We start from the raw sequence: 17523 nt of genomic DNA, 5'->3' as shown, positions 1-17523 counted from the left end.
GTTCTTCCTAACTAACTCTCTTACAACCGAGAGAAATCATTGAAAAGTGCAAGCCCCATTAACAGCACCAGCAAAATCGAGCCAATGCGATAACTAAAGTCTTGAACTCGCTCGGATACCGGTCCGCCTTTTAGCTTTTCAATCGCTAAAAACAGCAGATGGCCCCCATCTAATACGGGAAGCGGGAACAGGTTGATTATCCCCAGGTTCACGCTAATCAGCGCAAGGAACATGAGATAGTAAATCACCCCGAACTCCGCTGACATCCCAGCCCCCTGAGCAATCGAAATTGGCCCACTGAGGTTGTTCAGTTTCACATCACCGGTTATCAATTTCCCCAACATGTTGACCGTAAGCTTCATCAGCTGCCATGTTTTATCCGTGGCCTCAACGATGGCGCTAAACGGCCCATACTGGCGTATTGTCTTGTACTCATCTGGCAGTGGGATCACTTTCGGCACAACGCCTGCAAACCCTTCCGCCTTACCGCCGCCCGATTTGGTATCCGGGGTGAGAGTCAGTGAGAGCGAACTCCCCTGCCTTTCCACTTCCAGCGCGAGCGGCTTGCCTGGATTATCGCGCACCAGAGTAACAAAGGTCATCCATTGTGTTAATGGCTGACCATCGACTTTAACGATCCTGTCACCCGCTTGTAAACCTGCTTTACTCGCTGCCGATTTGGCCTGTACTTCGGCTAATACCGGCTCGATCTGCGCGCCGCGCGGTCGAATCCCGAGTGCAGCGACAGGGTCCTCTTTGTCTGGCTCAAAGCGCCAGTGGCGTAAATCCAGCACTTTTTCCTGCCGCTGGTCGGAACCAAATGGCGATACGCTGACGGTTGTCTGCTCATCACCAATTTTGGCAACCAGTTGTAACCTCACGGCATCCCAATCAGGGGTTTCGATACCATCAATCGCTTTAAGTTCCATTCCCGGTGTAATTTGCGCCGTTGCCGCAATAGAACCCGTGGTGATTTCGCCCACAACCGGGCGCACGCCAGGCACGCCGATGATAAACACCAGCCAGTAGGCGAAGATAGCGAAGATGAAATTGGCTACCGGGCCGGCAGCGATGATGGCAGCACGTTGTCCAACAGTTTTATTGTTAAACGCGCGATGGCGAAGTTCCGGGGCGACAGGCTCAACGCGTTCGTCGAGCATTTTGACATAGCCGCCCAGGGGAATCAGAGCAATGACAAACTCGGTGCCATGCTTATCGGTGCGCTTCCAGAGCGATTTGCCAAAGCCAATCGAGAATCGCTCCACCCGCACACCACAGCGCCGGGCAACCCAGAAATGGCCAAATTCATGCACGGTAATCAGTACACCCAGTGCAACAATGAACGCCGCCAGATTCCAGAGAATGCTCAGCATAAAACCTTCCGTTATATCGTCCCAAACACCAGTAAAAGCAGGCAAGCAAATACGGGAACAGCCGCGGTAAGGCTGTCAATGCGATCCAGTATTCCGCCATGTCCTGGAATCAGGTGACCACTGTCCTTAATCCCTGCTTCACGCTTAAACATACTCTCGGTTAAATCACCCAGCACCGATGCCAGCGCCGCGAAAATCGAACATACCAGCAGCGTCGAGGGGGCAACCTCAAGATTCGCCCAGACGCCATAGCCCCAGGAGATAATCGCTGCCGTAAACAGGCCGCCGATGAAGCCTTGCCAGGTTTTGCCCGGAGAAACCTTTGGCGCCAGTTTATGTTTGCCGAACAGTTTACCAAACATATAGGCCCCGGAGTCAGCCCCCCAGACGAGAATCATCACATAAAGCAGCCATATCGCGCCGCTGTAGTGGTTTTCGTCATAGTGCCAGGCGCGCAACGCAACCATCCCCCAGAAAAACGGAACAATCGTGAGCAGACCAAAAATAAGGCGCAACACTTTAGAGTTACGCCAGATCGCCGCAGAGCCCGGATAGAAAAGCACTAAAACAAGCGCAGCAATCCACCAGGCCAGCGATATCCATAAGGATCCGGCAACCAGCGGCTGGTGAACATCATGATGATATTCAGGCAAGGTATACAGCATCAGGGCCAGTAAAAAACCACAGAGTACCGCCAGCCATACCCGCTGAGTGCGCGAGGTAAAGCCGCTAAGCTGCCCCCATTCCCACGCGGCGAGCATACACACCACCAGCGTAACAATAGCGAATCCCACCGGAGGCAGTAAAAACAGCGCTGCGATGACGACGGGTATTAATACAAAAGCGGAAATCAGGCGATACTTCAGCAAAAGCTACCCCCATCAGGCGTTATCGCCACCAGGCTCGGTGCCGCCGAAACGACGCTCTCGATTGGCAAAGGCATGCAGCGCACCTTCAAAGTCTTGTTCATCAAAATCTGGCCAAAGAACATCCGTAAAGTAAAGTTCGGCGTAGGCAATTTGCCACAGCAAAAAGTTACTTATGCGATGTTCCCCCCCTGTCCTTATAACCAAATCCACGGGTGCCAGTTCATTCATGCAGATTTGCTGACTCAGCGCCTCTTCATCAATTTGGTCGGGTCTTAACAGCCCTTCCTGAACCTGCTCAGCCAAATGCCGAACCCCCTGGATAATATCCCAGCGTCCGCCGTAATTCGCCGCGATATTGAGCGTCAGGCCGGTATTATTTTCCGTCAGCGCTTCTGCTTTGCGAATCCGTTCCTGCAAACGTGAGTTAAAACGACTGGTTTCGCCAATAATACGCAAGCGGACGTTGTGGCGGTGCAGGCTTTTTACTTCACTATCGAGCGCCCACACGAACAGTTCCATCAACGCAGTCACTTCCTGCGCAGGTCGATTCCAGTTCTCACTGCTAAAAGCATAGAGCGTTAACGCATCAATGCCGTTATTGGCGGCAAAAGAGACGGCGCGGCGAACAGATTTCGCCCCAGCTTTATGCCCAAAGGCTCGTATCTTCCCTTGTCTTTTCGCCCAGCGGCCATTGCCATCCATGATGATTGCAACATGGCGACAGCCATGTGCTGGCAAGTTTTCGCTTATTGGTTGATTCGCAGACAACATAACGCGTTTTTAGTCCCTGAAAGGATTTAACGGTACACAGGAATACTGAAGCCTATACATAAAAAAGCCGTGTCAAACCACGGCTTACCTGACCACTTAAAGCCAAATACCTGCGATCAGGTGGCGCAGACTATATCACTGAAGCCCAACGCTAACAAATAGCACGACGACTAGTGCTTGCTTTATCACCAGCTTGCGAGACGTGTCACCTGTTTACGCGCAACAATGCGTGCCTGTTCATCCACGGCCAGCACCTCTTCCACGCTCTGCGGCTCACGCAAATCCATCATCTCCAGCACGGATAAATTCAACGCGGCGATGTCAGTAAAGCGGATCTGCTGATTCAGGAATGCTTCAACGGTCACTTCATTGGCTGCATTAAGCGCCGTTGTCGCCGCCTGCCCCTGATCGAAGGCCGTCATCGCCAGTTTCAGACAGGGATAACGGTCATAATCAGGCTCGCTAAACGTCAGTGAACTCAGCTTACAAAAATCGAGAGGCTTAACGCCCGATTTTACGCGGTTTGGCCACGCCATCGTATGAGCAATAGGCGTACGCATATCCGGTTCGCCCAGCTGGGCCAGCACGCTGCCGTCCTGATAGCGCACCATCGAGTGAATCACCGACTGCGGGTGTATCAGCACTTCCATCTGTTTCGCCGACGCATTGAACAGCCAGCGAGCTTCAATGTATTCCAGACCTTTGTTCATCATGGTGGCCGAATCGACGGAGATCTTACGCCCCATTGACCAGTTCGGATGACGACACGCCTGATCCGGCGTCATTGCGCTCAATTCAGACAGTGGCGTTTCACGGAACGGGCCACCAGACCCGGTAAGCAGAATCGACACAACGCCATTCTGCTCCAGGTCAGCGTACCCCAGGTTTTGTTGAAAAGGTTGAGGTAAACTCTGAAAAATCGCGTTGTGTTCGCTATCGACCGGCAAAAGACGCGCCCCACGCTGTTTTACCGCTTCCATAAAGAGGCGTCCGCAGGTGACCAGCGACTCTTTGTTCGCAAGCAGGACATCTTTACCCGCATCAATAGCGGCAAGCGTCGGCAGAAGACCCGCCGCCCCGACGATTGCCGCCATGACCTGATCAACGTCATCAAGCGCGGCCATATCGCAAGCCGCCTGTTGCCCGCTGAGTACCTCGGTACGGCAGCCCTTCTCCTGCAACAGCGCTTTCACCTGGCGGGCGCTCTCTTCGTCATCCATCACCGCAAAACGGGGGGTAAACTCCAGGCACTGTTCGACCATTCGCTGCACGTTTTTTCCGGCCACAAGCGCGGCCACGGTGTAGCTGTCAGGATTATGACGTACAACGTCGAGAGTGCTGCAACCGATAGAGCCGGTCGAGCCGAGGAGAGTGAGATGCTTCATGAGATGCCCAAAAGTTAGACCAGATAAAAGCAAAACGCCGCCAGCAAGACTCAATGTCCTTCTGAACGGCGTTTATCAGTGTACAGCGAAAATCAGAACTGCATCAGTTCCGCTTCTTTTTCTGCCAGCGCCGCATCAATTTTCTTGATGGCCGCGTCGGTCATTTTCTGAATGTCGTCCTGAGAACGACGATCGTCGTCTTCGCTGATCTCTTTTTCTTTCAGCAGGGCTTTCACTTTATCGTTCGCATCGCGACGCACGTTACGCACGGAAACACGACCCTGCTCAGCTTCACCACGAACTACTTTGATCAGGTCTTTACGACGCTCTTCCGTCAGCGGAGGCAGTGGAACGCGAATATCCGCGCCGGCTGAGCTTGGGTTCAGACCCAGGTCAGATGCCATGATCGCTTTTTCAACGGCCGGGCTCATTGAGCGGTCGAACACGTTGATTTTCAGGGTACGGGTATCTTCTACCGTCACGCTCGCCAGCTGACGCAGAGGCGTTGGCGTACCGTAATATTCTACGATGATGCCATCCAGCAGGCTTGGGGAAGCACGGCCAGTACGGATTTTGCTGATTTGGTTTTTGAACGCTTCTACGCATTTTTCCATGCGTACTTCAGCATCTTTTCTGATGTCGTTAATCACGTTACGGATCCTTGAAAACTTGTCTCAGGCAGACTATCCGCCAGCACAGCGCTACAGGTGTGCTAAGTATAGTCGCGTTTAATTCATGACAACGCCAAAGGCGCGCCCGGGTAAGATACCACGTCGAAATAAAGCGGAATCTTACCTGTATTTATCGCCGACGGAAATTATTCCGTGATCAAAGTGCCTTCTTTTTCGCCCATAACAACGCGACGCAGCGCGCCAGGCTTGTTCATGTTGAAGACACGGATCGGTAGTTTGTGGTCACGAGCCAGCGTAAAGGCGGCAAGATCCATCACTTTCAGCTCTTTTTCCAGCACTTCGCTGTAGGTCAGCTGATCGTACATGGTCGCTGAAGGATCTTTTGCCGGGTCGGCAGTAAACACGCCATCTACTTTGGTCGCTTTCAGCACCACATCGGCTTCGATTTCGATACCGCGCAGGCAGGCTGCGGAATCGGTGGTAAAGAACGGGTTACCCGTACCGGCGGAGAGGATCACCACGCGGTTGTTGCGCAGCAGGCTGATGGCCTCTGCCCAGCTGTAGTTATCGCATACGCCATTCAAAGGAATAGCGGACATCAGGCGAGCGTTCACATAGGCGCGATGAAGCGCATCACGCATCGCCAGGCCATTCATCACGGTTGCCAGCATACCCATGTGGTCGCCCACTACGCGGTTCATCCCCGCTTTCGCCAGACCAGCACCACGGAAAAGGTTGCCACCGCCAATGACCACGCCAACCTGAATACCCAGTTCGACCAGTTCTTTGATTTCCTGTGCCATGCGATCAAGGATGCTTGCGTCAATACCGAAGCCTTCCGATCCTTGCAGCGCTTCGCCACTCAGCTTAAGCAGAATGCGTTTGTACACGGGTTTTGCATTGGTAGCCATGTTTCTTTCCTGAGACTGTCAACGATTAAGATAGGGTTAATTCTGGCGACATGATATGTCGCAAATCAGCACAGCGATACTGGAGCCTGTCTGATTTCGTGAGACGGGTGACAAAAAGAAGCCGCCCTCAGGCGGCTCCTTTTCAATCATTAAGACTGCTTGGACATTGCAGCAACTTCTGCTGCGAAGTCAGTCTCAACTTTCTCGATGCCTTCGCCCACTTCGAAGCGGATGAAGCCAGTTACATCAGCGTTGTGCTCTTTCAGCAGCTGAGCAACAGACTTGCTTGGATCCATTACGAAAGGCTGGCCAGTCAGAGAAACTTCGCCGGTGAATTTCTTCATGCGGCCTTCAACCATTTTCTCTGCGATTTCTTTTGGCTTACCAGACTGCATCGCGATGTCCAGCTGAACCTGGTACTCTTTCTCTACCACTTCAGCAGACACGTCTTCTGGCTTAACGAATTCTGGTTTGCTTGCAGCGATGTGCATTGCCAGCTGTTTAACCAGCTCTTCGTCAGCGCCTTTAGCCGCAACCAGAACACCGATACGCGCGCCGTGCTGGTAAGAGCCCAGAACATCGCCTTCCAGGGAAGAAACGCGACGGATGTTGATGTTCTCACCGATTTTAGCAACCAGCGCTACACGCTCTTCTTCGAACTGTGCTTTCAGAACTTCAACGTCAGTGATTTTGCCTGCAACCGCTGCGTCCAGAACTTTGTTAGCAAATGCCTGGAAACCAGCATCTTTAGCAACGAAGTCAGTCTGGCAGTTAACTTCCAGGATGATGCCGTAGTTGCCGTCGATTTTGGTGATGATCACGCCGTCAGCAGCAACGTTGCCTGCTTTCTTAGCTGCTTTGATCGCACCGGATTTACGCATGTTTTCGATTGCCAGCTCGATGTCGCCGTTCGCTTCGGTCAGCGCTTTTTTGCAATCCATCATGCCTGCGCCAGTACGCTCACGCAGCTCTTTTACCAGGGATGCGGTAATTTCAGCCATTCTTAAATCCTCGGGAGATGTGAACTGCCCGGCCGGGAGCCAAACAGTATAAATTGAAAAAAGGGGCCGATAATGGGCCCCTATTCATACACGGTACTAATAAGGGGTAAAACCTTATTATTCAGCTTCTACGAAGCTTTCTTCCGCCTGAGAAGCCAGATCCTGGGAACGGCCTTCACGAACGGTAGCAGCTACAGCGCTCAGGTACAGGCTAACAGCACGGATTGCGTCGTCGTTACCCGGGATAACGAAGTCAACACCGTCCGGATCGGAGTTGGTATCAACGATAGCGAATACCGGGATACCCAGGTTGTTAGCTTCTTTGATTGCGATGTGCTCGTGGTCTGCATCGATTACGAACAGCGCGTCTGGCAGGCCGCCCATATCTTTGATACCGCCCAGGCTGTTTTCCAGCTTGTCCAGTTCACGAGTACGCATCAGCGCTTCTTTCTTAGTCAGCTTATCGAAAGTACCGTCCTGAGACTGGGTTTCCAGATCTTTCAGGCGCTTGATGGACTGACGAACAGTTTTCCAGTTGGTCAGCATGCCGCCCAACCAGCGATGGTTCACGAAGAACTGGTCGCAGCTGTTAGCAGCATCTTTCACAGCTTCGCTTGCAGCGCGCTTAGTACCAACGAACAGAATCTTACCTTTACGGGAAGAGATCTTGTTCAGCTCAGCCAGGGCTTCGTTGAACATTGGTACAGTCTTCTCAAGGTTGATGATGTGAACTTTGTTACGTGCGCCGAAGATGAAAGGCTTCATTTTCGGGTTCCAGTAACGGGTCTGGTGACCGAAGTGAACACCAGCCTTGAGCATGTCGCGCATGGAAACAGTTGCCATGTTTAAAACCTCTATATTGAAAGTTGGGGTTATGCCTCCACGTATCCCATATTACCGACCCCGAAGGGCACCCCGGAATATGTGCCGATACGTGTGTGTTGTTACACAAAGTGAGATTTGTCGCTCCCGTCCAGCCTGTGTATCTGAGATGGATCGGAAGTCCGGCGCGCTTTATATCACAAAACACGGCCAGAAACCAATAATTGTTGGCGGAGTGTGCTGTTAATGATTCTCAATTTGGCACGGGGTGCGCCTGACTGATACCATTGACAACACTTACACTAGTATTGTCGAAAAAATCGACACCGATGGACAGATTACATGGCTATCTCTATTAAGACACCTGAAGAAATTGAAAAGATGCGCGTCGCCGGTCGTCTGGCCGCGGACGTGCTGGAAATGATCGAGCCGTTTGTGAAACCGGGCGTCAGCACTGGCGAACTGGATCGCATCTGTAACGACTATATCGTCAACGAGCAGCACGCGGTCTCCGCCTGCCTTGGCTATCACGGTTTCCCGAAATCCGTCTGCATCTCTATTAATGAAGTGGTTTGCCACGGCATTCCGGATGACGAGAAGCTGCTGAAAGATGGCGACATCGTCAACATCGACGTGACCGTGATTAAAGACGAGTACCACGGCGACACTTCTAAGATGTTCATCGTTGGCAAGCCAACGATTCTGGGCGAGCGTCTGTGCAAAGTGACGCAAGAGAGCCTCTACCTGGCGCTGAAAATGGTGAAGCCGGGCATCCGCCTGCGCACCATCGGCGCCGCAATCCAGAAATTTGTGGAAGCGGAAGGTTTCTCCGTGGTGCGCGAATATTGCGGTCACGGTATTGGTCGTGTGTTCCATGAAGAACCGCAGGTTCTGCACTACGATGCAGACGACGGCGGCGTAGTGCTGCAAAAGGGCATGACCTTCACTATCGAACCAATGGTCAACGCGGGTGATTACCGCATCCGTACCATGAAAGATGGCTGGACGGTAAAAACCAAAGACAGAAGCTTGTCTGCCCAGTACGAGCATACTATTGTGGTTACAGACAACGGCTGCGAAATTATGACGTTGCGCAAGGATGACACCATCCCGGCGATACTGACGAACATTGAGTGATAAGAAGCCGGCGAATGCCGGCTTTTTTAATGGCGATAGCTTTTTCTTATGGGTGGCGCACGATGAGTAATCTCTTACCCGAACAGTATGCTAATACAGCACTTCCCACCCTCCCCGACCAGCCTGATAACCCGGGCGTCTGGCCACCGCATGAGCTGACCTGCGCGCATATCAAAGCCCACATGGAGGTTTTCCATCGCTGGCTGGGTAACGCATTTGACGTAGGCATTTCGGCCGAACAGCTCATTGAAGCGCGCACCGAATTTATCGACCAGCTCCTGCAACGTCTGTGGATCGACTACGGTTTCGGACAGGTGAGCGACGTCGCGCTGGTTGCGGTCGGCGGCTATGGCCGGGGTGAACTGCATCCACTCTCTGATATCGACCTGCTGATCTTAAGCCGTAAAAAACTGCCGGACGATCGGGCGCAGAAAATCGGTGAACTGTTGACCCTGCTCTGGGACGTAAAGCTGGAAGTGGGCCACAGCGTACGCACGCTGGAAGAGTGTCTGCTGGAAGGGTTATCTGACCTGACCGTCGCCACCAACCTGATTGAAACCCGCCTGCTGATTGGCGACGTTGCGCTGTTCCTCGAACTGCAAAAACACATCTTTAGCGACGGCTTCTGGCCTTCGGAAAAATTCTTCGCCGCGAAAGTCGAAGAACAAAACCAGCGCCACCAGCGCTATCACGGTACCAGCTATAATCTCGAACCGGATATTAAAAGCAGCCCCGGTGGCCTGCGCGATATCCACACGCTGCAATGGGTCGCCCGTCGCCATTTTGGAGCAACATCGCTGGACGAAATGGTCGGGTTTGGTTTTCTGACCGAAGCCGAACGTAACGAACTCAATGAGTGTCTGCATCTGCTGTGGCGCATCCGTTTTGCCCTGCACCTGGAAGTCACCCGCTACGATAACCGCCTGTTGTTTGACCGACAGCTCAGCGTGGCGCAGCGCCTGAATTACCAGGGCGAGGGCAACGAGCCGGTCGAGCAAATGATGAAGGATTTCTTCCGCGTCACCCGCCGCGTCTCTGAGCTAAACCAGATGCTGTTACAGCTGTTCGATGAGGCGATCCTCGCGCTGACGGCAGACGAAAAACCGCGTCCGATTGATGACGAATTTCAGCTGCGCGGCACGCTTATCGATCTGCGCGACGAAACGCTGTTCATCCGCGAACCGGAAGCGATCCTGCGAATGTTCTACACCATGGTGCGCAACAGCACGATCACCGGGATCTACTCCACCACCCTGCGTCATCTGCGCCATGCACGACGCCATCTGAAGCAGCCGCTGTGTTACATCCCGGAGGCGCGCTCGCTGTTCCTGAGCATGCTTCGTCATCCGGGCGCCGTCAGCCGCGGTCTGCTGCCGATGCACCGTCACAGCGTATTGTGGGCCTATATGCCCCAGTGGTCGCATATTGTCGGGCAGATGCAGTTCGACCTGTTTCACGCCTATACGGTAGATGAGCACACGATCCGCGTCATGCTGAAGCTGGAAAGCTTCGCTAAAGAAGAGACGCGATCCCGCCATCCGCTGTGCGTTGATCTGTGGCCACGTCTGGCGCACCCGGAGCTGATCCTGATCGCCGCCCTGTTCCATGATATCGCCAAAGGTCGCGGCGGCGACCACTCCGTGCTCGGTGCCCAGGACGTGCTGAAATTTGCCGAGCTGCACGGCCTGAACTCGCGTGAAACGCAGCTTATCGCCTGGCTGGTTCGCCATCATCTGCTGATGTCAGTTACCGCTCAGCGTCGTGATATTCAGGATCCGGAAGTGATCAAGCAGTTCGCCGAGGAAGTGCAAACGGAGAACCGCCTGCGCTACCTGGTCTGCCTGACGGTAGCCGATATCTGCGCCACCAACGAAACCCTGTGGAACAGCTGGAAGCAGAGCCTGCTGCGCGAACTCTACTTCGCCACCGAAAAACAGCTGCGTCGCGGGATGCAGAACACCCCCGACATGCGTGAGCGTGTGCGCCACCATCAGTTGCAGGCGCTGGCTCTGCTGCGCATGGATAACATCAACGAAGAGGCGCTGCATCAGATTTGGGCGCGCTGTCGCGCCAACTACTTTGTGCGCCACAGCCCAAACCAGCTTGCCTGGCACGCCCGGCATCTGCTGAAGCACGACCTGACAAAACCGATGATTCTGCTCAGCCCGCAGGCCACGCGCGGCGGGACGGAAATTTTCATCTGGAGCCCGGACCGGCCTTATTTGTTTGCAGCGGTCTGTGCCGAGCTGGACAGGCGTAACCTGAGCGTGCACGACGCGCAGATTTTTACCACCCGCGACGGCATGGCGATGGACACCTTTATTGTGCTGGAGCCGGACGGCAGCCCGCTGTCGTCGGACAGGCATGAGGGGATACGCTTTGGCCTCGAGCAGGCGATTACGCAGCGCAGCTGGCAACCTCCGCAGCCGCGTCGTCAGGCGGCAAAACTGCGCCACTTTACCGTCGATACCGAGGTCAATTTCCTGCCGACCCATACCGACCGTAAATCGTTCCTTGAGCTGATTGCGCTCGACCAGCCAGGGCTGCTCGCCCGCGTCGGTCAGGTTTTTGCCGATCTGGGAATTTCGCTTCACGGCGCCCGAATTACAACCATTGGCGAACGAGTAGAAGATTTATTTATAATCGCGACGGCCGACCGGCGTGCCCTTAATAATGACCTGCAACTTGAAGTGCAACAACGGTTGACAGCAGCCCTCAATCCAAACGATAAAGGGTGACGTGTTTTTTAGTGAAATGGAAAGAGTAAACAATGCAGCAGTTACAGAACGTTATTGAGTCCGCTTTTGAGCGTCGCGCCGACATCACTCCGGCAAATGTGGATACCGTGACCCGTGAAGCGGTAAACCAGGTTATTTCCCTGCTGGATTCCGGCGCGCTGCGCGTGGCAGAAAAAATCGACGGTCAGTGGGTTACTCATCAATGGCTGAAGAAAGCTGTGCTGCTCTCTTTCCGTATCAACGATAACCAGGTTATCGACGGAGCAGAAAGCCGCTACTTCGATAAAGTGCCAATGAAATTTGCGGATTACGACGAAGCGCGCTTCCAGAAAGAGGGCTTCCGCGTAGTACCACCGGCGGCCGTTCGTCAGGGTGCCTTCATCGCACGCAACACCGTGCTGATGCCATCCTACGTGAACATCGGCGCCTACGTTGACGAAGGCACCATGGTGGACACCTGGGCTACCGTCGGCTCCTGCGCGCAGATCGGTAAAAACGTTCACCTGTCCGGCGGTGTGGGCATCGGTGGCGTTCTTGAGCCACTTCAGGCTAACCCAACCATCATCGAAGACAACTGCTTCATCGGCGCACGTTCCGAAGTGGTTGAAGGCGTGATCGTCGAAGAAGGTTCTGTGATCTCCATGGGCGTTTATATTGGCCAGAGCACCCGTATTTACGATCGCGAAACCGGTGAAATTCACTACGGCCGCGTTCCAGCTGGTTCCGTTGTGGTTTCCGGCAACCTGCCGTCTAAAGATGGCAAATACAGCCTGTATTGCGCGGTCATCGTGAAAAAAGTGGACGCGAAAACGCGCGGTAAAGTGGGCATCAATGAACTGCTGCGCACCATCGATTAATCGGGTATAACAAAAAGCGGGGGCAACCCCGCTTTTTTTATATCCGAAGGTGGCGAAAATAGATTTTTTCGTTAATTATTCATAGGTTATGTTGAGATCAAGGGTACCGCTATGTACGATAATCTGAAAAGTCTGGGCATTACCAATCCTGATGAAATTGATCGTTATAGTCTCCGCCAGGAAGCCAATAACGATATTTTGAAAATCTATTTTCACAAGGACAAAGGAGAGTTCTTCGCCAAAAGCGTGAAGTTTAAATACCCTCGCCAGCGTAAGACCGTTGTCGCTGACGGTATCGGTCAGGGATATAAAGAAGTACAGGAAATCAGCCCTAACCTGCGCTACGTGATCGACGAACTCGATCAAATCTGCCAGCGCGATCGCAGCGAAGTCGATCTGAAACGTAAGATCCTTGACGACCTGCGTCACCTGGAAAGTGTAGTCACCAATAAGATCAGCGAGATTGAAGCGGATCTTGAGAAATTGACGCGTAACAAATGAGCCGTTTTATTGCCCGGTGGCGCTTCGCTTACCGGGCCTACGAACGCATGTAGGCCGGGTAAGGCGAAGCCGCCACCCGGCAAACAGCATCATCTCTGTTCATCCAGCTGCAACGCCACATACAGCAGTAGCCGGTCGTCAAAATTCCCTAAATCCAGCCCCGTCAGTTCCGAGATCCGGTTAAGCCGATACTCCAGCGTATTACGGTGAATAAACAGCGCTTTTGACGTTGCCAGCGGCTGCACGTTATGCCGGAACCACGCCTGCAACGTGCGGCGCAGCAGCCCGTTGTTGTCCATCGCTTTCAGACGCACCAGCGGACGCGCCAGCTCGTTGGCCTGCCAGCCGCCGCGCAGGCTGTCGAGCAGGACCGGCAGCATCAGATCCTGATAGAAATAACTGCGGCTCTCCGGCATGCGCTGTTTACCCACCATCATGGTGGTGCGCGCCGTTCGCCATGAACGGGCAATACTTCCCGGCCCGGTAAAGTAATTTCCCAGCGCGACGCGAAAACGGAGCTGTCCGTTCTCCTTCATGCGCTCGATGAGCAGCTCAACGCGGCGACGATGATCTTCCGCGTCCCAGCGACCAAACTGATTAAGCGCAGGCTTGAGCACCACCATTTCCGTCAAAGAGACAATCGCCACCAGGTTGTTACGCTCCGGCGTCGCCAGCATGTTTTGCAGCTGCTGTAGCTCCACCATGGCGCTGTCCACACCAAGCTGGCCGCTATCCACCTCAATAACGGCGACTACGCGCGGCTGATTCAGGTCGATACCCAGACGCTGCGCCCATTCGCTCAGGGCAGGCGTGTGCTCCTCCGCCTGAATCAAATTCATCACCAGCTCTTCACGCAGGCGGCTGTCCTGGGCGAGCAGATGCATCAGACGCGACTGCTCCAGCATCATCTCCGCAGTCATGCAGACCAGCTCACCGTATTTACGCAGCGATTCAGGGTCGCCGGTCAGACCGATAACGCCAACAATCTCTCCTTCCAGACGCAGCGGCAGGTTGATACCCTGACGGACCCCGTGCAGATGTTTCGCCACGGCGTCATCGATGTCGACCACGCGCCCCTGAGAGAGCACCAGCAACGCCCCTTCGTGCAATTCCCCAATACGCTCACGATCGCCGCTGCCGATAATGCGCCCGCGGGCATCCATTACGTTGATATTGGTATCAATGATGCGCATGGTTCGCGCCACGATATCCTGCGCCATTTTGGTATCAAGATGCCAGCCAGCCATATAACCCTCCCGTGAGCAGAGCTCAAGCATAGGGAAGTTCAGCTAAGGCTGCATTGTGCAGATGCCCAGAGGCAGAGAGAGATGTATGGAGTTGTGGGAAAGGTCACAGAAAAGAGAAAGCCCCTGCGAACAGGGGCTTAAGAAGATTACTGCATCAGGAGATAAATAGAGGTATCACCACGCTGAATATTCAGTGCCAGCACAGAAGGCTTGCTGTCGAGAATTTTGCGCAGTTCAGCGATGTTTTTCACCGGCTGCTGGTTAGCGCCCATGATCACATCACCTTTTTTCAGGCCGATACGGGCAGCAGGTGAGTTCGCTTTCACGTTGTTCACCACCACGCCTTTATCTGCCCCTTTGTTGCTCATCTCGGCACCTTCAATACCGCTGAAGATGGTACTGGAATCGACCTGATTCTGACTGCTTTGTTGCAGTTCCAGGCTCACGTTAACCGGCTTACCTTCACGCAGCAGGCCGAGGGTCACTTTACTGCCGATTGGCATAGAACCAACTTCCGCACGCAGGGCGGCAAAGCTGCTGATCGGCTTACCGTTCAGAGAGGTGATCACGTCACCCGCTTTAATGCCGGCTTTCGCCGCCGAAGAGTTCGGCATGACCTGGCTTACGAATGCGCCGCGCTGAGCGTCCACTTTCATCGCTTTCGCCAGCTCGGAGTTCAGTTCGGTACCCATGATCCCCAGCTCACCGCGTTTCACCTGTCCATATTGCACCATCTGCGCAGTCAGGTTTTTCACCATGTTGCTCGGGATAGCAAAGCCGATACCGATGTTGCCACCGTCCGGTGCCAGGATAGCGGTGTTGATACCGATCAGCTCACCGTTCAGGTTAACCAGCGCACCGCCGGAGTTACCACGGTTAATGGCCGCATCCGTCTGAATGAAGTTTTCATAGTTTTCCGCATTCAGGCCGCTACGTCCCAGCGCAGAGACGATACCCGAGGTCACGGTTTCGCCCAGACCAAATGGGTTACCGATGGCGACGGTGTAGTCACCCACGCGCAGCGCGTCAGAGTCGGCAAGCTTAATCGCCGTCAGGTTCTTCGGATCCTGAATCTGAATCAGCGCGATATCAGAGCGCGGATCTTTACCGACCACTTTGGCATCGAATTTACGGCCATCGCTCATCTGCACCTTAATGGTGTTAGCATTATCTACCACGTGGTTATTGGTCACCACGTAGCCTTTCGCTGCATCAATAATAACGCCCGAGCCGAGTGCCATGAATTTCTGCTGCTGGCCGCCGCCCTGACCGTCATCCCCTGCGCCGCCGCCCTGACAGAACGGAGAACTCTGGAATGGCGAGCCGTCCTGGCAGAATGCCGAATTATCGCCGAAGAACTGCTGGAAATTACGCGGCATACGCGGCGTATTGACGGTCGTGCTGCCCTCAACGTTAATACTCACCACCGATGGCATCACTTTTTCGAGCATCGGGGCCAGGCTTGGCATCTGCTGCGCAGTCGCTGCCGAGGAAGCTGTCTCGGCCGCCATCGCCAGAGGGGACAGCGCTAAACCTAAACTCAGAGCCAGTGCACTCATTGCTAATGTGGTTTTTTTCATGTTTCTCAATCTCGATTTACCAGATAACGCAAAATTGCTGTGTAACTCAGATTCGTTTTATACCGCTTAGTTCCGGGATTAAGTTTATGGAAAAAGTAAAAATTTATTGGTCGTCTTTACAAAACTCATGGCTTATTCAACGGCCATAAGCTTGCGGTATTCATCCCAGGCATACAAATCTGTCATCCCGCTGATATAGTCCTGGATAAGACGACAGCGATAATAATATTCCATGACTGGCCATTGGGAAGAATGGCGATCTATTTTACTGACGGCTTCAATGTATGCCAGCCGGTGGCGGGTTGAAAGCTTCTGATAGAGACGAGATTCAATCGGCAGGCGGCGAACACGTTCATTATTTGCCAGCTCACTGAACTCATCGACCGTCAGCTGGAGCAGCGGGCCATAAATCTCCAGTAACCCGCTGATAACCCGGTATCCTTGCAGCTCCAGCTGCTCGACATCCGGGTGGCTGAAAACATGGCGAACAGCCACGTTTTTATATAATTCAAGAAGCTGACTAAAACTGCTCTCATCTTCCAGCAGGGCGTGATTAAATTCCCCGCTAAATATCATCGGCAAATTATCAATGAAACGGGCGGCCGCATACGGCACCAGTTTATTCAGCGTGTTCACCCGCAAATACATAAAGAACTGATCTTCGGTACTGCGGCTCAGCGAATTTGAACGCGATTTATCCCAGGCATTCTCGACGACCTGCGCAAACAGAGAACCTTTTTCATGCTCTCCCCAGGCATCATGAAGATGCTGATACAGCTCCTCGACGCTGAATATTCTTTTTTCCACCGCGTCTTCCAGATCGGCCACGCAATAAGAAATGTCATCAGCCGCTTCCATAATCCATGTCAATGGAAAACGGCCATTAGGGGTCAGAGACAGTTCTTTACGCAACCGCGCGATGTATGCTTCTTCCGATAAGTAATAGCCCGGTTTTTTCATCAGGTAGCTATGCGTGGCGGGCGTTTCTCCGGTCCACCATGCGGGACGCGTGTATTTAAGAATACAGCCCACCTGGGCCCAGGTCAGATTCATCCGCATCAGGGAGTGCACCAGACGGATCCCCTGCGCGTTACCTTCGAAATGACACAAATCCTGGCGCACCTTACGGCGCAGATCGTTCAGGCTATCTTCGCCTTCACGCAGGCATAAATCGCGTACCACACAGCGGTCATCGCTGAGCGGCTGGCTTATGGCGTCAGAGGGAAAAAGCCGCTGTTTAAACCAGTCATTGATGGCGGCCTCGCCGAAATGACCAAAGGGAGGATTGCCGATATCGTGCATCAGGCAGGCCATCTCAACGATGCTTTCGAACGGCCCGGTCAGTTCATCCAGTCCGTAGGTTTCCAGCAGACGTTGCTCTTTGAGACGGCTGAGGATCTCTTTCGCAATGTAGCGCCCCACCTGCTGCACTTCCATGGAGTGCGTTAACCGCGTACGCACCGCGGCGTTACGCTCCAGCGGGAACACCTGGGTTTTTTGCTGTAACCGACGGATGGCGGGCGAGTTGATGATGCGTCCGCGATCGCTTTCGAAAATGCGCAGGATCTCATGTTCGCTCTTATCGCCCTGTGGCGAACGGAAACGTCGGTGCCAGTTAATTTTGGTGCGAAAATCGATTGGTGCCATGTGCTCCCCCGCGTGAGAATGCGTTTCCCCTTAACCGCATGATAGACTATGC

General features: G+C 53.6%; 15 protein-coding genes. 4 read left to right on the top strand and 11 right to left on the bottom strand.

Annotation, left to right across the window (positions count from 1 at the left end; genetic code table 11):
* Positions 1-20: 20 nt before the first annotated feature.
* The 8 genes from rseP to rpsB all read right to left on the bottom strand — a co-directional run bounded on the left by rseP (position 21) and on the right by rpsB (position 7785).
* The gene (rseP, locus tag ACQG0T_RS04210; RefSeq protein ID WP_003856174.1) at positions 21-1373 is read right to left on the bottom strand and encodes a sigma E protease regulator RseP; all 1353 of its coding nucleotides are present in this window, start codon (positions 1371-1373) and stop codon (positions 21-23) included.
* An 11-nt stretch (positions 1374-1384) separates the two neighbouring features.
* Positions 1385-2242, bottom strand: coding sequence for a phosphatidate cytidylyltransferase (gene cdsA, locus ACQG0T_RS04205; protein WP_003856175.1), 858 nt, complete (start codon positions 2240-2242; stop codon positions 1385-1387).
* Between the two features lie 12 nt (positions 2243-2254).
* Positions 2255-3013 carry a (2E,6E)-farnesyl-diphosphate-specific ditrans,polycis-undecaprenyl-diphosphate synthase gene (gene ispU, locus ACQG0T_RS04200; protein ID WP_003856176.1) on the bottom strand — a complete coding sequence of 253 codons (759 nt, stop codon included), beginning with the start codon at positions 3011-3013 and terminating at the stop codon, positions 2255-2257.
* A 185-nt stretch (positions 3014-3198) separates the two neighbouring features.
* Positions 3199-4398: a 1-deoxy-D-xylulose-5-phosphate reductoisomerase gene (gene ispC, locus ACQG0T_RS04195; protein WP_047717382.1), complete on the bottom strand. Its 1200-nt coding sequence runs from the start codon at positions 4396-4398 to the stop codon at positions 3199-3201.
* A 92-nt stretch (positions 4399-4490) separates the two neighbouring features.
* Positions 4491-5048, bottom strand: a complete 558-nt coding sequence (gene frr / locus ACQG0T_RS04190; protein WP_017383739.1) for a ribosome recycling factor — start codon at positions 5046-5048, stop codon at positions 4491-4493.
* A 167-nt stretch (positions 5049-5215) separates the two neighbouring features.
* The gene (gene pyrH / locus ACQG0T_RS04185; RefSeq protein ID WP_002889306.1) at positions 5216-5941 is read right to left on the bottom strand and encodes a UMP kinase; all 726 of its coding nucleotides are present in this window, start codon (positions 5939-5941) and stop codon (positions 5216-5218) included.
* Positions 5942-6090: 149 nt separating this feature from the next.
* Positions 6091-6942 (bottom strand): translation elongation factor Ts, encoded by an 852-nt coding sequence (gene tsf, locus ACQG0T_RS04180; RefSeq protein ID WP_015572722.1) that lies wholly within the window; start codon positions 6940-6942, stop codon positions 6091-6093.
* Between the two features lie 117 nt (positions 6943-7059).
* On the bottom strand, positions 7060-7785 hold the full coding sequence (gene rpsB, locus ACQG0T_RS04175; RefSeq protein WP_003856207.1) for a 30S ribosomal protein S2: 726 nt from the start codon (positions 7783-7785) through the stop codon (positions 7060-7062).
* 321 nt (positions 7786-8106) lie between these two features.
* Between rpsB and map the strand changes: the two genes are divergently transcribed.
* The 4 genes from map to ACQG0T_RS04155 all read left to right on the top strand — a co-directional run bounded on the left by map (position 8107) and on the right by ACQG0T_RS04155 (position 12997).
* Complete coding sequence (gene map / locus ACQG0T_RS04170; protein ID WP_015572721.1) at positions 8107-8901, top strand: type I methionyl aminopeptidase; 795 nt, start codon at positions 8107-8109, stop codon at positions 8899-8901.
* 62 nt (positions 8902-8963) lie between these two features.
* Positions 8964-11639: a bifunctional uridylyltransferase/uridylyl-removing protein GlnD gene (gene glnD, locus ACQG0T_RS04165; protein WP_045344487.1), complete on the top strand. Its 2676-nt coding sequence runs from the start codon at positions 8964-8966 to the stop codon at positions 11637-11639.
* Positions 11640-11671: 32 nt separating this feature from the next.
* Complete coding sequence (dapD, locus tag ACQG0T_RS04160; protein WP_003856214.1) at positions 11672-12496, top strand: 2,3,4,5-tetrahydropyridine-2,6-dicarboxylate N-succinyltransferase; 825 nt, start codon at positions 11672-11674, stop codon at positions 12494-12496.
* 111 nt (positions 12497-12607) lie between these two features.
* Positions 12608-12997 carry a DUF3461 family protein gene (locus ACQG0T_RS04155; protein ID WP_015572719.1) on the top strand — a complete coding sequence of 130 codons (390 nt, stop codon included), beginning with the start codon at positions 12608-12610 and terminating at the stop codon, positions 12995-12997.
* 89 nt (positions 12998-13086) lie between these two features.
* Here the strand turns inward: ACQG0T_RS04155 and ACQG0T_RS04150 are convergent, their stop codons facing one another.
* The 3 genes from ACQG0T_RS04150 to dgt all read right to left on the bottom strand — a co-directional run bounded on the left by ACQG0T_RS04150 (position 13087) and on the right by dgt (position 17471).
* Positions 13087-14244, bottom strand: coding sequence for a CdaR family transcriptional regulator (locus ACQG0T_RS04150; RefSeq protein WP_003856217.1), 1158 nt, complete (start codon positions 14242-14244; stop codon positions 13087-13089).
* A 146-nt stretch (positions 14245-14390) separates the two neighbouring features.
* Positions 14391-15824, bottom strand: coding sequence for a serine endoprotease DegP (gene degP / locus ACQG0T_RS04145; RefSeq protein ID WP_271040563.1), 1434 nt, complete (start codon positions 15822-15824; stop codon positions 14391-14393).
* A 132-nt stretch (positions 15825-15956) separates the two neighbouring features.
* A complete protein-coding gene (dgt, locus tag ACQG0T_RS04140) occupies positions 15957-17471 on the bottom strand; it encodes a dGTPase (RefSeq protein WP_015572717.1) in 1515 nt (504 codons plus the stop codon).
* Between the last annotated feature and the right edge of the window lie 52 nt (positions 17472-17523).

Origin of the sequence: Enterobacter cloacae complex sp. 302F9 (assembly GCF_050030335.1) — a bacterium.
GTDB classification, from domain to species: Bacteria; Pseudomonadota; Gammaproteobacteria; order Enterobacterales; family Enterobacteriaceae; genus Enterobacter; species Enterobacter hormaechei_C.
The sequence above is the reverse complement of the archived record's forward strand: the minus strand, read 5'-3'. Positions and strand labels throughout refer to the sequence as shown.